Raw genomic sequence first — 14,206 nt, 5'->3', positions numbered from 1 at the left:
GCCCGTTCCGGCGGGAGCCGCACAACTGAAGATGTCCGCCCACGCATCTCCCGGGAAGGTTCGGCCCCTGACTGTCCACCAGCTCAACGAACTGCTGCTCATCGGCTCGCTCGTGCTGCTCGTCGCCGTCGTCGCGGTGCGCCTGTCCTCGCGCAGCGGCCTTCCCAGCCTGCTGCTGTACCTCGGTATCGGCATCGCCATGGGACAGGACGGCATCGGCAACATCACCTTCGACAACGCCGAGCTCACCCAGGTCATCGGATACGGCGCGCTCGTCGTGATCCTCGCCGAGGGCGGTCTGGGCACGAAGTGGAAGGAGGTCAGGCCGGCGCTGCCCGCCGCCTCCGTCCTCGCGACCGTGGGCGTCGCGGTGAGCGTGGGCATCACGGCCGCCGCCGCGCACTACCTGATCGGCCTGGAGTGGCGGCAGGCGCTGCTCATCGGCGCGGTCGTCTCCTCCACGGACGCCGCCGCGGTCTTCTCCGTGCTGCGGAAGGTGCCGCTGCCGTCGCGCGTGACCGGCACCCTGGAGGCCGAGTCGGGCTTCAACGACGCGCCCGTGGTGATCCTGGTCGTCGCGTTCTCGACGACGGGGCCCGTGGACAGCTGGTACGTCCTCGTCGCCACGATCGCGCTGGAGCTGGCCATCGGCGCGGCCATCGGCCTCGCGGTCGGCTTCCTCGGCGCGTACGGGCTGAAGCGGGTCGCCCTGCCCGCCTCCGGCCTGTACCCGATCGCCGTCATGGCCATCGCGGTCACCGCGTACGCGGCGGGTGCCCTCGCGCACGGCAGCGGCTTCCTCGCGGTGTATCTGGCCTCCATGGTGCTCGGCAACGCCAAGCTGCCGCACCAGCCCGCGAACCGGGGCTTCGCCGAGGGGCTCGGCTGGATCGCCCAGATCGGCATGTTCGTGCTGCTCGGCCTGCTGGTGACGCCGCACGAGCTGCTGCGGGACTTCTGGCCCGCCGTGGCGATCGGGCTCGTCCTGACCGCTGTGGCCCGGCCCGTCTCGGTGTTCCTGAGCCTGACGCCGTTCCGCCTGCCGTGGCAGGAGCAGGCCCTCATGTCGTGGGCCGGGCTGCGGGGCGCGGTACCGATCATCCTGGCCACGATCCCGATGGTGTCCGGGATCGAGGGCAGCAGGAAGGTGTTCAACATCGTCTTCGTGCTGGTCGTCGTCTACACGCTGGTGCAGGGGCCGACGCTGCCGTGGCTGGCGAAGGCGCTGCGGCTGGGCGACGGGTCGGAGGCCACCGACCTGGGCGTCGAGTCGGCGCCCCTGGAGCGGCTGCGCGGCCATCTGCTGTCGCTGTCGATCCCCGAGCAGTCGAGGATGCACGGCGTGGAGGTCGCGGAGCTGCGGCTGCCGCAGGGCGCCGCGGTCACCCTCGTCGTACGGGACGGCAAGAGCTTCGTGCCGTCGCCCACGACGGTCCTGCGGCGCGGCGACGAACTGCTGGTCGTGGCGACGGACCCGGTGCGGGACGCGGCGGAACGGCGCCTGCGGGCCGTCGGCAAGGGCGGCAAACTGGCGGGCTGGCTGGGGACGGGCGGCTGAGCGGTGCCGCTGCGGCCGGTACGCACGGCAGCGGGTCCGGGGTCGGCGCACGGCAGCGGGTCCGGGCGGCGCGCGCCATAGCTGGTCCGCGCTCCGGGCCGGTACTCCGGGTCCGCGTTCCGGATTCCTGTTTCGCAGGCGGTGAAGTGGCGCGTAGCACATTTCACAGGAACCACCCCGCCCGCTCCCTGTACCATGAAGGCACACTTGATCGAACCAACTCTGCCTGATGCAGGGCTGGCGCGACCGTATGGCGGCCGAGTCCCCCTTCCGCGGGGCTCCGGTATCTACCGCGCTCCCGCGCAAGAGGACAGCCCTCGGCGGCTCCCGGCACCCCGGTGAGCGCTACCAGGCGGCAGAAAGGCACGGGCCGTGGCATCCACGGTCACCTCCGACGCTGTGAAGCGTCCCGGATACGGGCAGCTGCTGCGCACCCCCGGCGCGTGGACGTTCCTGCTGCCCGGATTCGCGGCGCGACAGCCGTTCGCGATGCTCACCATCGGCATCGTCCTGCTGGTTCAGCACACCACGGGCTCGTACGGCAGCGCGGGCGCCGTCGCCGCGGTGACCGGCGTGTCCATGGCGCTGTTCGCCCCGCAGAGCGGCAAGCTCGCCGACCGGTTCGGGCAGCGCGCCGTCCTGGTCCCCGGCGTCCTCCTGCACGCCGCCTCGGTGTCCCTGCTGACGGTCCTCGCCCTGGCGGACGCCCCGCTGTGGGCGCTGTTCGCGGCGGCCGTGCCGAGCGGCGCGTCCGTCCCGCAGGTCGGCCCCATGGTGCGGGCCCGCTGGGCGGCCCGGCTGGACGGTTCGCCCCTCATGTCCACGGCGGCGGCGTTCGAGTCCGTGACGGACGAGTTCACCTTCGTCGTGGGCCCCGTACTCGCGACGGCGCTGTGCACCGGCGTACACCCCGCCGCGGGTCTGATCGCCGAGGCGTCCCTGACGCTCGTCGGCGGTCTGCTGTTCGCCGCCCAGAAGCGCACCCAGCCCGCCCACGGGCTGCACTCCGGCGCCGGGGCGAGGCCCCGCACGTCGGCGATGTCCGTGCCGGGCATCCGCGTGCTGGTGGTGGCGTTCCTGGGGATCGGCTCCGTCTTCGGCGGTATGCAGGTCTCGCTGACGGCGTTCACCGAGGAGATCGGTGACCCCGGCATGAACGGCCTGCTGTACGGCCTGTTCGCCGCGGGCAACATGCTGGCCGGCATCGCCGTCGGCGCCATCGCCTGGAAGTCCGGGCCGCGGCGCCGCCTGATCGTCGGGTACTCGGCGCTCACCCTGGCCGCCTCGCTGCTGTGGTCCGCCCAGTCGGTACTGCTGCTCGGCGCGCTCGGACTCGTCGTGGGCCTGTGCATCGCGCCCGCGCTGATCACCGGGTACACGCTGGTCGAGTCCCTGGTGCCGGCCTCCGCCCGCACCGAGGCGTTCACCTGGCTGACCGGCGCCGTCGCGCTGGGCCAGGCCGCCGCCGTGACGGTCGCGGGGCGCCTCGCGGACACGTACGGCTCGGCCGCCGGGTTCCTGGTGCCGCTGGGCGGTACGGCGCTCGCGCTGGTCACCCTGGTGGCGCTCCGGTCGCGGCTCGCCACCCCCGCTCCGGCGCCCGAGAGCCGGGCCGTCGCGCGTGGCATCGGTCACCGCGTGCCGGTGACGGTGGACTGACGCGGCGGAATGCGTCACTATTGTTCGTCGTTAGCACTCATCGAGTGAGAGTGCCAGGAGGAAGACAAGTGCCGACGTACCAGTACCAGTGCACCGAGTGCGGCGAGGGCCTCGAGGCGGTGCAGAAGTTCACCGATGACGCCCTGACCGAGTGCCCGAGCTGCCAGGGACGCCTGAAGAAGGTGTTCTCGGCCGTCGGTATCGTCTTCAAGGGCTCCGGCTTCTACCGCAACGACAGCCGCGGCGCCTCCTCCAGCAGCTCCCCCGCGTCGTCGAAGTCCGCTTCGTCGTCCGGCTCCGCCTCGTCGTCCGGCTCGTCGTCCTCGGACGCCAAGCCCGCGGCGTCGAGCACGGGCGGCAGCGGCGGCACCAGCTCCGCCGCCTGACACCGCGCCGCAGTACGCCTTTCCAAGGCCCCGCCGTCCGCCCGGCGGGGCCTTCGGCGTTCCCGGGCGCTGTTAGGGCGTTTCGGGGGCCTGCGGGCTTCGGGGGCGTACCGGCCGTGGCTGGTGGGGGCAGGGGGCTTCGGGGCGCGTGGGAGGCGCGTCTAGGGTGTGCCGCATGGCGACGCATGCAGAGATCGGCGTGATCGGCGGTTCCGGCTTCTACTCGTTCCTGGAGGACGTGACGGAGGTCGAGGTCACCACCCCGTACGGCAGCCCCAGCGACTCGCTGTTCCTCGGCGAGGTGGCCGGACGCCGGGTCGCGTTCCTGCCCCGGCACGGGCGGGGCCACCGGCTGCCGCCGCACCGGATCAACTACCGGGCCAACCTGTGGGCGCTGCGCTCCGTCGGCGTCCGCCAGGTACTGGGGCCGTGCGCGGTGGGCGGGCTGCGCGCCGAGTACGGGCCGGGCACCCTCCTCGTACCGGACCAGCTGGTGGACCGTACGAAGTCGCGCGTGCAGACGTTCTTCGACGGGGAGCCACTGCCGGACGGCACGGTGCCCAACGTCGTCCACACGACGTTCGCCGACCCGTACTGCCCCGACGGGCGCAAGATCGCCCTGCGGGCCGCGGAGGGCCGGGGCTGGGACGCCGTGGACGGCGGCACGATGGTCGTCGTCGAGGGCCCGCGCTTCTCCACGCGCGCGGAGTCCCGCTGGCACGCCGCGATGGGCTGGTCCGTCGTCGGCATGACCGGCCACCCCGAGGCGGTCCTCGCGCGCGAGCTGGGTCTCTGCTACACGTCGATGGCCCTGGTCACGGACCTCGACGCGGGCGCCGAGACGGGCGAGGGCGTGTCGCACACGGAGGTGCTGCGGGTGTTCGGCGAGAACGTCGAGCGGCTGCGGGCCGTCCTCTTCGACGCGGTCGCCGCACTGCCCACGGCGGACAGCAGGTCGTGCCTGTGCACCCACGCCCACGACGGGTGGGACCTGGGCATCGAACTGCCGTAACCGCCGTAGCCGCTCCGCCGGCCCTGATCTGCGGGCGCGGCTGCGCGATCTGCGTGACGGGTGCCACTGTGCGGTGCCGGGCCTTGTGGCCGGGGGCCCGGCGGTGCCGCTGCGCCGGGTGGGCGGTCCGTGCGGTGGGTGCCGCTGCGCCGGGGGCGCGGGGTGGGTGCGGTGGGTGCCGCTGCGCCCGGCTGAGCGATCTATGTGGTCCGCGCGTCTGTGCGGGCCCGCTGTGGCCGGGTACCGTCTGTCGCCCGCCGTGGGCACATGCCGTACCTCCGCCGTGCGGCCGCAGGAGGGTGCCCCGGCGGGCGGTCTGCTCCCCGCACGGCACGGCCGGAAGGCTGTGAGGCGCGTACGAGAGCAGAATCGGAGTGTCACCGCGGAGCTGACCAACAACGGAGGTGCACTGCATGGCCCCCCTCGCTCGGACCCGCGTGGCCGGCATGTCAGGGCTCGAGCGGCTCAGTGAAACGTTCCGGCGTGCCGTGAGCGCGGTCACTACGCTGGCCGACGCGCGCCGCCTGGCGTGGCTGAACGAGGCGGACTCCCGTATCGGAACCACCCTCGACCTCCAGCGCACCGCCCAGGAGCTGGCCGACTTCACGGTGCCCACCCTCGCCGACGGGGCGGCGGTCGATCTGCTGGAGTCCGTACTGCGCGGCGGCGGGGCGAGCCGGCCGACCGGGGCCAAGGTCCCGCTCGCCCGCGCCATGGCGGTGTCCGCGATCGACCGGCTCGCCAACCTCGAACCCGACCCGGTCGGTGAGCTGACCACCCTCCACCCGGCACCGAAGCTCGCCCACCGGTGCCTGGTCACCGGCCGCGCCCACCTGGTGCGGCGGATCGCCCCGGACCAGTACGAGAGCATCGCCCCCACCCCGCACGCGGCACGGCTCCTGAAGGAGGCGGGTGTGCACAGCTACATGGTCGTGCCGCTGATCTCGCGGGGCGTGCTGATCGGCATCGCCGACTTCATCCGCTGCGCCGGACGCCCCGCCTTCACTCCCGCCGACATGGCGCTGGCGGGCCAGCTGGCGTCGAAGGCGGCCGTACTGGTCGACAACGCCCGGCTCTACGGGCGGGAGCGCGAAACGGTCGTCACGCTGCAACGCGCGCTGCTGCCGAAGGCCGCCCCGCCCACCCTGGGCCTGGAGGTCGCGTCGAGCTACCGGCCCGCTGTCGACCCCAGCGGGGTGGGCGGTGACTGGTTCGACATCGTGCCCCTGCCCGGCGGCCGGACCGCTCTGGTCGTCGGGGACGTCATGGCGCATGGCCTGGAGGCCGCCGCCACCATGGGCCGGCTGCGGACGGTCGCCCGGACCCTGCTGAACCTCGACGTCTCGCCCGAACGGGTGCTGGCCCGCCTGGACCTCGCGGCCCGCGACCTGGAGGAGGACCAGGTCGCCACCTGCCTGTGCGTCCTGTACGACCCTGCCCTGGGGACGTACCGCGTGGCCAGCGCCGGGCATCTGCCGCCCCTTCTGATCGACCCGGCGGGGAACGCCGACTTCGTGGACGTGGCCGTGGGCGCTCCCCTGGGCGCCGGGGTCATCCCGTACGACCCGGTGACCGTCGAGGCGCCGCCCGGCAGCCGGATCATGATGTGCACGGACGGCCTGATCAAGAACCGGACCAGCGACGCGGGAGTGTGGCTGGACACCCTGCGCGCCGCGGCGTCGGGGCCGCAGCCGCCGTTCTCCGACGCGTTCGACGCGATCTGGGCGAGGACGGCCGACGGCGACGGACGGCGGTTCGACGACGCCATCATGCTCGCCGCGGCGCCGCAGGCCTTGACCGCCGAGGTGATGCGGGAGTGGGAGCTGCCCGCCGACGGCACGGCCGCGCGGACGGCACGCAGGCTCGTGCGCACCCAGCTGGAGGACTGGGAGCTGGCCGATCTCACCGACATCATGGAGCTGGTCGTCAGCGAGCTGGTCGGCAACGCCCTGCGGTACGGCGGCGGCCCCGGCCGCATGCGGCTCCTGCGCCACAGCAGGCTGTGCGTGGAGGTGTCGGACAGCGGGCCGGACCTGCCGCAGATCCAGCACGCCATGCTCAGCGCGGAGGGTGGCCGCGGCCTCCAGCTCATCAACACGCTGTGCCGCCGCTGGGGGTCCTGCCGGACGCCGGGCGGGAAGGTGGTGTGGGCGGAACAGGACCTGCCGCTGCTGTGAGCGACGGGCCTCGCGCCGAGAAGGACCCTTCGCACTCTTCCGGGTGACGGGGTTTTCCACAGGGCGCCGGGCTGTCCACAGGCCCGAGCGGGGTGAGGGGAGACGAGGGATGGTGAGGGGCGTCGGCGCTCGGCCGACGACAGTCCTCACGACAGGCGGTGAGCCATGGCGTCCCGTACGCATGCCCCAGCGACCCCTCCCCCTTCACCCACGTCCTCGTCCTCGCCTTCAGGTTCCCCCCGTTCGCGTTCGCGTTCGCCGGGTCCGCCCGTGTCCGGGCCACCGGCGTCGTTCGTGCCGGAGACGTGTGCTGTGCCGCAGTTCGCGCCGCTGCGGGTGAGTGGCGGCCGGTCCGGGTTATGGCGGGCCGCACCGCGTCGACGGCGGGCCGTGGCGGCCGGACTCGCGATGACGGCCGCCGCGCTCGCGGCCTCGGGCTTCCGCGAGGCGGGGGTGGACGCGGGGCAGGAGGCGCGGCAGGCGGACGCGATCGCCGCGCGGGCGAGGCCGCCGGGCTCGGCTGCGGTTCCGGTACGTGATCCTGCGACGGGACAGCGGGCGTCGCCGCACATGGTCTCCGTGCCGGTGCGGATCGCGGACGGGGCGACGGTACGGCTGCTGCGGCCCGGCGACCGGGTGGATGTGATCGCCGTCCCGGTCGCCCCGGCCGGTACGGCGGCGGAGGACGGCGGCCCGGAGGCGCGGGTGGTGGCGGCCGGGGCGAGCGTCGCGGCCGTGCCCGGTCTGGCCGACGCCCCGCGCAAGGGTTCCGGGGCGGGCGGTGACCTCCTACCGGAAGGGCGTTCCCTGCCCGGCGGGAGCTCCGCGCGGGTCGTGGGCTCCGTACCGGGCACAGAAGGGGAAGGCGATGTTCCGCATGGTCTGGACGAGCTGGGCGACGCGGGGCAGAGTGGCGCTGCGCTGCTCGTGCTGGCCGTGCCGCGGACCGCCGCCGCGGACGTGGTCGCCGCCGCCGCCACATCGCGCCTGGCGGTGGTCCTGTGCTGACTCGCACGTACGGGCAGTGCCGTCACCGGTCCGTGTGTACCGATTGGACGGCCCCATACCTCGCACGGCGTAATGACTGCGCCCACTGCACACGCGACGAAAGGCACCTAGGTGAGCCAGGAGAACAAGACGAGCCTGCTGGAAGGCTTCAAGGCGTTCCTGATGCGGGGGAACGTGGTGGATCTGGCGGTGGCCGTCGTCATCGGTGCCGCGTTCACCAACATCGTCAACGCGATCGTGAAGGGTGTCATCAGCCCGCTCGTCGGCGCCTTCGGCACGCAGAACCTGGACGGCTACCAGTCCTGCCTCAAGGGCCCCTGCGTGGTGCAGAACGGCGAGGTCACCAGTGGTGTGGCCATCCTGTGGGGCTCGGTCCTCAGCGCCACGCTGAGCTTCCTGATCACGGCCGCGGTCGTGTACTTCCTGATGGTGCTGCCGATGGCCAAGTACCTGGCGCGCAAGGCGGCCCGGGAGAAGGCGCTGCACGGCGGCCAGGACAGCGTGGAGACCACCGAACTGGACGTGCTGAAGGACATCCGCGACGCGCTCGTCCAGCAGCGGGGCGGCGAGACGCCCGCGGGATCGGGCGTCCGCATCCCGTAAGGCACGCCCGGAAGCGCGGCACTGGGCGGCTCCGAACCCCGAGGCCCGGCAGCCGGGGGCTGAGAGCCGGAAGGCGCGGCCCTCGGCGGCTCGCGGAACCGGGGGTGGGCTCCCCACTGCTCGCGAACCGGAGGCTGGGCTCACCACGGCTCGGGGGCCGCAGGCTGGGCGCTCCACGGCTCGGAGCGCGGAAGGCCGGAACCCGGCGGCTCAGAGGTGGTGCGGCGGCTTCTCGTCCAGGAAGCGGGCCAAATCGTCGGCCGTGTCGCCGCCGCTCGGAGCCCGCTCACCCCACCCGCGGTCCGTATCGTCCGCGGACTGCTGGTCCAGCGGATCGTCGAAGACCAGCGCGGGCTTCTTCTTCTCGGACTCGGGCCGGTTCCCCGAAGCGCGCGGTCCGGGGGTGGGGGCGGTACTCATACGTTCAGCGTACGCCGCACCGCCCGGGCCGCGTCGTGCGCCGACTGGCGCGTCACAGCGGCCACCGCCGCCCGGCCTCTGTTGTGCTGTGACGCATGACACACGACCCGGCACCCCTCGCACGGCCGCTGCGGCCGCTGGTGTCGCGCGACCGCCACCAGGAGCACCGCGCCGCGACACCCCTGGAGCTCTTCTTCGACCTGTGCTTCGTCGTGGCGGTGGCCCAGGCGGCCATCGGACTGGTGCACGCCGTCGCCGAGGGCCACGCGGACCAGGGCGTCCTGAACTACGCGATGGTCTTCTTCGCAATCTGGTGGGCGTGGATGAACTTCACCTGGTTCGCGTCGGCGTACGACAACGACGACGCCTTGTACCGGGTGGTGACGCTCCTCCAGATCGCCGGGGTCCTGGTGCTCGCCGCCGGGGTGTCGGACGCGTTCGAGAACCGCGACTTCCTGCTGGTGTGGCTCGGGTACGTGGTGATGCGGATCGCGCTCGCCACCCAGTGGATGCGCGCCGCCCAGCACGCTTCGGGCCCGGAACGGACGACGGCGGTGCGGTACGCGGTCGGGGTGCTGGCCTGCCAGGCCGGGTGGAGCGCGCTGCTGTTCACGCCCGAGGGGGCCAGGCCGTGGGTTTTCCTGGTGATGGCGCTCGCGGAGATGGCGGTACCCGTATGGGCGGAGCGCCGGCTCAGGACGAACTGGCACCCGCACCACATCGCGGAGCGGTACGGACTGTTCACGATCATCGTGCTGGGCGAGACGATCGCGGCGGCGACGGTGGCGGTGAAGGCGGGCGTCGAGGAGAACGACGCGCTGGACGAGCTGCTGCCCATCGCGACGGGCGGGCTGCTGCTGGTGTTCGCCGCGTGGTGGGTGTACTTCGTCGTCCCGGCCCACGCCCGGCTGCGGTCCAGCAAGGAGGGATTCGTCTGGGGATACGGGCACTACCTCATCTTCGCGTCGGCGGCGGCGATCGGCGCGGGCCTGGAGGTCGCCGTGGAGCACGTGGCAGGAGAGGCCCACATCTCGGCGACCGCGGCGGCGGCCGCGGTGACCCTGCCGTCGGCGCTGTACCTGCTGCTGGTCTGGGTGCTGCACGCCCGGTATTTCAAGGTGGGCATCGCCCAGCAGGCCGTCCTGCCCGTGGCCTCACTGGGTGTGCTGCTCTGCACCTTCGCGGGCGACTGGGCGGTCCCCGCGGCCGGCCTCGTGGCGGCGGCCGCGGTGGTCACGGGCGTGACCCTGACGGCACGCATGCAGGCCCGCACGGCCGGCGCGGGAACGGCCCGCACGGCCGGCGCGGGAACGGGGGGCGAGCGGAACCACTGGTGAGCGGCACACGGGCCGACGGCGAGCTGCGAGGGGAGACCCGGACGGGCCTGGGCGGGCCGGACCGGCGGCGGGCGGCGGGCGGCAGGCCGGGGCGCCGGCTCGCCGCCGGGCGGCGGGCGGCGGGCGGCGCGCCGCGGTGCGGAAGAGGCCGGGTCAGATGGCCGAGGTGCGTGCTAGGCAGGGGGGATGGATTCCAGGGCATCGATGGGTGGGCTGACGGATGTGGCGGGGCTGCGGGTGGGGCACGCGCGGGTGCCCGGTGAGCGGGCGCTGAGCGGGACGACGGTCGTGCTCGCGCCCGAGGGCGGCGCCGTTGCGGCGGTGGACGTGCGGGGCGGCGGTCCCGGGACGCGGGAGACGGACGCGCTGGACCCGAGCAACCTGGTGGACCGGATCGACGCCCTCGTGCTCACAGGCGGCAGCGCGTACGGGCTGGACGCGGCCGGGGGCGTGATGGCCCGGCTGGAGGAGCAGGGCCGCGGGGTCCGGGTCGGGCCGGCGGCCGGGCAGGTCGTGCCGGTGGTGCCGGCCGCGTGCCTCTTCGACCTGGGGCGGGGCGGCGACTGGCGGGCGAGGCCCGGTGCGGCGACCGGCCGGGCCGCGGTGGAGGCGGCCGCCGCGTCGGAACCGGGCGCCCCGGTGGAGTGCGGGAACGTGGGCGCCGGTACGGGGGCGGTCGCGGGCGGGCTGCGCGGCGGGGTCGGCACGGCCGGGACGGTGCTGGAGGGTTCGGGGGTGACGGTGGCCGCGCTGGTCGTGGTGAACGCGGTGGGCTCGCCGGTCGACCCATCGACGGGCGTCCTCCACGGGGCGTACGGCGACCCGGCCTTCGCGGTGGAGGGCACACCGGGGCGGCCCGCGTATCCGGCGCCCGAGGTGCACGCGGCGGCGGCCCTGCGACTGGCGGAGGCGCGCGAGCGGAGCAGTACGCCGCTGATGAACACGACGCTCGTGGTGGTCGGAACGGACGCCGACCTGACGCGGGCTCAAGCCAAGAAGGTCGCGGGGGCGGGGCACGACGGCATCGCGCGCGCCATTCGGCCCGCTCACCTGCTGAACGACGGGGACACCGTCTTCACCCTGGCGACCGGCGCGCGCCCGCTCACGCGGGGGCGCGAACCGCTCGCGCTGAACGCCGTGCTGGAGGCGGCCGCGGATGTCGTGGCGCGCTCGATCGTACGGGCCGTGCTGGCCGCGCGGCCGCTGAAGGGCCCAGGTGGCGACTTCCCGTCATACCGGGCTCTGTACGGAACACCGTCCGAGCCGGGCGCGCCCTCGGGTGACGGCTGAGCAAACGGCCTGGACGGCGTGAACAAAGCGCATGGAGCGGGGCGTTGACCCCTCCGGCAGGGGGCGCGCGGGAACTAGCCTCGCGCGCCCTTCGTTTTCCGGAAGCCGGTCGCGTTGTCGTACCGAGGCACTACCTTGAGCAAGCATCGAGTAACACGCGGCGACGGCCTGGAGACCCACCTTGAACGATCCGATCGATCGGAACGATCCGTACGAGACCACGGAGCTGCATGTCGAGCGGCTCCTGGGGCGGGCGCTCAACTCCTTCGACCTGCCCGATGCCCTGGTCGAGCGGCTGCGTTCCGCGCTGGCTCACGCGAGTGCGCTGCACTCGTCGCACCACAGCCCGGCCCTGCACCGGGCGACCTACCGGCACACGTACCTGCTGGCTGACGGCGAGTCGCTGACGCTGTGGGAGCTGGTGCACCACACGGGCCCGGACGGCCGGGACCACCACGAGCTGTACGCGGACGAGGCGGAGGTGCGGCTCGCCGCGGCGCGGCTGTCGGCGACGTTCGGCCAGCCCTGCACCGTGGGGCGGGCCGATCCGCTGGACGACGACCTGGACGCGGATCTGGAGCTGCTGAGCGCGCTGCTCGTGCGGCCGTTCACGCCGGCGCCGCGCCGGTACGTGCTGGAGAACTCGGCGGACCACGCGCGCCGGGTGCTGCGCCGCGCGGAGAACGCCGACCGGCCGGGCGAGGCCGTCGCCGCCCGGCTGCGCGGCGCGTTCGCGCACCACATCCAGCAGGTGTTCGGACGGCAGTGCGGAGTGGCGGGCGGCCGGGACGCCGGTTTCTCGCTGTACGAGCACGCGTTCCTGCTGATGGACGGGACGGAGATGAGCGTGTGGGAGGTCGAGCACACGGCGACGCCGGACGGCCGGCACATGTGCGAGGTGTACGAGGACGAGCACACGGCCCGGGCGGCGATGGAGGTACGCGCGGCGCGGACCCGGTGAGCGCGCGCGGACCCGCACGGAGGCCGGGCGGCTCTCGGTGCGGGCCCGGGCCGTACGGGCGGGTCGGCTCGGCGTCTACGGGCGCGGGCGGCGGCACGGGGTGCGGGAGGACGCCCTCGGGGGCCTAGGTGGGTTCCTTCGCGGGGTGTGGCGTATCCCGGTCCGGCTGGGCCGTGGGGGGCCGTGACGGGGGGTGCACGGGTGTGAGCCGGGGGCGCTTGGCGGTGCGGGTGTCGCCCGAGGAGCGGCGCCGGAGTCTGCGGGCCAGCCACGGGCCCAGGTAGGTCGCCGCCCAGCGGAGTTCCGCGATGGCCGCCTGCCGGGTACCGGGGGCCTGGGTGTCCGGTGGCGGGAGGGCGCGCGTCCAGGCGTCGTCGCTGCCGGGCAGGCCCAGGGCGTGCGCCATGGCGTCGGCGATCCGCTGGTGGCCGAGCGGCGAGGCGTGCAGCCGGTCCGGGGTCCACAGGCGGGGGTCGGTGACGACCGGGTGGTGGACCGTCTCCACGACGGTGACGCCGTGGCGGGAGGCGGCCTGCCTGATCCGCGCGTTCAGGGCGGGGACGCGGGCGCTTAGCGGGCGGGCGACCGGGATGATCCGCGTCAGGTCCGGGAACGTCAGCGTGGCGACCCGGGCGCCGCCCGCCGTGAGCGCCGCGAACATGACCTCCAGGTGCCCGGCGACCTCGTCGGCGTCGAACCGGGGCCGCAGCAGGTCGTTCATCCCGGCCACCACGGTGACCAGGTCGGGCCGTAGGGCCAGGGCGGGCGCCAGTTGCTCGGCGCGGACCTGATGGGCGAGCCTGCCGCGTACGGCGAGGTTCGCGTACCGCAGGCCGGGGCTGTGCCGTACGAGGTGGTCGGCGAACCGGTCCGCCCAGCCGCGCAGGCCGGTCAGGTCGTCGCCGTCCCCGAGGCCCTCGGTCTGGCTGTCGCCCAGCGCCACGTACCGCGCGTACCGGTGGGGGTGGCGGCCGTGCGGGGGCTCGTCCTCTCGGGGCCCGCTGTCGTCTCGGGACTCAACGCCGGGCATGGACGTCCCGCCTCTCCCGCGCTCCGCGCTGCTGCTGACGCTCCTGCTGTGGACGCTTCTGGTGCTCCTGCTGCCCGTGCTGCGCCTGCCGCTTCTGGCGCTCGCGGAGTACTTGGGCGGTGCGTTCGCACCAGTCCCGGTTGCCCTCCTCGAAGGCGAGGCCGCGCAGACACGTCAGGTACGGGCCGATCCGCTCGCCGTGCCGCAGGTACTCGTCCTCGTCGCGCCCCTCCCCGCGCAGGGAGCGCAGCAGCTTGCCGAGCAGTTCGGCCTTGGCGCGGGCGAAGTCGGCGCGTTCGGTGAGCTGCGCGATCAGGGTGTCCGTATCGACGTGGTCGGCGGCATGGACCTTGACGAGCAGGTCGTCGCGGATGAACGACGGCTTGGCGGAGGCCGCCGCGAACGCCTCCAGCTCTCCGAGGCCCGCGTCGGTGACCTTGAACAGGCGCTTGTTGGGCCGGTTCTCCTGGACCACCTCGCGGCCCGTGACCAGTCCGTCCTTCTCCAGCCTGGCCAGCTCGGCGTACAGCTGCTGCGGCTGGGCGTGCCAGAAGTTCGCCACGCCCAGGCCGAACGCCTTGGCCAGCTGGTAGCCGCTGAGTTCCTCGTCGAGCAGCGCCGCGAGCACGGCATGCCGCAGAGCCATCGGCTCTCCCCTCCCCCGGAATGGGACACGACCAGCCATAGACATGATTAGTCATATTGATGAATATGAGGGGAGTATGCAGGGCCGCGGCCCGCAGGGGAAGGGCTTGGGCGGCGGGC

The 14,206-nt window shown here is 73.7% G+C and carries 12 protein-coding genes and 1 pseudogene; 10 read left to right on the top strand and 3 right to left on the bottom strand.

All coding sequences use genetic code 11. The annotated features are described in order from the left end of the window. The first annotated feature begins 31 nt into the window (after positions 1 to 31). From J116_RS16480 to mscL, 7 genes are all read left to right on the top strand, one after another. Positions 32 to 1,558 carry a potassium/proton antiporter gene (locus J116_RS16480; protein WP_023588174.1) on the top strand — a complete coding sequence of 509 codons (1,527 nt, stop codon included), beginning with the start codon at positions 32 to 34 and terminating at the stop codon, positions 1,556 to 1,558. Positions 1,559 to 1,930: 372 nt separating this feature from the next. Beyond that, on the top strand, positions 1,931 to 3,217 hold the full coding sequence (locus J116_RS16475) for an MFS transporter (RefSeq protein WP_023588173.1): 1,287 nt from the start codon (positions 1,931 to 1,933) through the stop codon (positions 3,215 to 3,217). 68 nt (positions 3,218 to 3,285) lie between these two features. Further along, a complete protein-coding gene (locus J116_RS16470; protein WP_023588172.1) occupies positions 3,286 to 3,603 on the top strand; it encodes an FmdB family zinc ribbon protein in 318 nt (105 codons plus the stop codon). Between the two features lie 175 nt (positions 3,604 to 3,778). After that, a complete protein-coding gene (locus J116_RS16465) occupies positions 3,779 to 4,615 on the top strand; it encodes an S-methyl-5'-thioadenosine phosphorylase (RefSeq protein WP_023588171.1) in 837 nt (278 codons plus the stop codon). A 446-nt stretch (positions 4,616 to 5,061) separates the two neighbouring features. After that, on the top strand, positions 5,062 to 6,792 hold the full coding sequence (locus J116_RS16460; protein ID WP_051203794.1) for an ATP-binding SpoIIE family protein phosphatase: 1,731 nt from the start codon (positions 5,062 to 5,064) through the stop codon (positions 6,790 to 6,792). A 390-nt stretch (positions 6,793 to 7,182) separates the two neighbouring features. Beyond that, entirely contained in the window at positions 7,183 to 7,800 is a 618-nt protein-coding gene (locus tag J116_RS16455) for a hypothetical protein (RefSeq protein ID WP_051203535.1), read from the top strand. 111 nt (positions 7,801 to 7,911) lie between these two features. Then, positions 7,912 to 8,403 (top strand): large conductance mechanosensitive channel protein MscL, encoded by a 492-nt coding sequence (mscL, locus tag J116_RS16450; protein ID WP_023588168.1) that lies wholly within the window; start codon positions 7,912 to 7,914, stop codon positions 8,401 to 8,403. A gap of 210 nt (positions 8,404 to 8,613) precedes the next feature. Here mscL and J116_RS16445 read toward each other — a convergent pair whose 3' ends face one another. After that, on the bottom strand, positions 8,614 to 8,823 hold the full coding sequence (locus tag J116_RS16445; RefSeq protein WP_023588167.1) for a hypothetical protein: 210 nt from the start codon (positions 8,821 to 8,823) through the stop codon (positions 8,614 to 8,616). 95 nt (positions 8,824 to 8,918) lie between these two features. On the opposite strand from J116_RS16445, the gene J116_RS16440 reads away from it, so the two are divergent. The 3 genes from J116_RS16440 (at position 8,919) to J116_RS16430 (ending at position 12,411) form a co-directional block, all read left to right on the top strand. Beyond that, complete coding sequence (locus J116_RS16440; protein ID WP_023588166.1) at positions 8,919 to 10,160, top strand: low temperature requirement protein A; 1,242 nt, start codon at positions 8,919 to 8,921, stop codon at positions 10,158 to 10,160. A gap of 186 nt (positions 10,161 to 10,346) precedes the next feature. Next, positions 10,347 to 11,450, top strand: coding sequence for a P1 family peptidase (locus J116_RS16435; RefSeq protein WP_028964135.1), 1,104 nt, complete (start codon positions 10,347 to 10,349; stop codon positions 11,448 to 11,450). Positions 11,451 to 11,631: 181 nt separating this feature from the next. Continuing rightward, positions 11,632 to 12,411: a DUF6227 family protein gene (locus J116_RS16430; RefSeq protein ID WP_023588164.1), complete on the top strand. Its 780-nt coding sequence runs from the start codon at positions 11,632 to 11,634 to the stop codon at positions 12,409 to 12,411. 124 nt (positions 12,412 to 12,535) lie between these two features. Here the strand turns inward: J116_RS16430 and J116_RS16425 are convergent, their stop codons facing one another. Then, complete coding sequence (locus J116_RS16425) at positions 12,536 to 13,441, bottom strand: SGNH/GDSL hydrolase family protein (protein WP_023588163.1); 906 nt, start codon at positions 13,439 to 13,441, stop codon at positions 12,536 to 12,538. Between the two features lie 79 nt (positions 13,442 to 13,520). Further along, a pseudogene (locus J116_RS16420) lies at positions 13,521 to 14,087 on the bottom strand (PadR family transcriptional regulator); the annotation flags it as partial. Positions 14,088 to 14,206: the final 119 nt, after the last annotated feature.

The sequence above is a fragment of the Streptomyces thermolilacinus SPC6 genome, from assembly GCF_000478605.2.
GTDB lineage: Bacteria > Actinomycetota > Actinomycetes > Streptomycetales > Streptomycetaceae > Streptomyces > Streptomyces thermolilacinus.
This window is presented reverse-complemented; position numbering and strand designations above follow the sequence as displayed.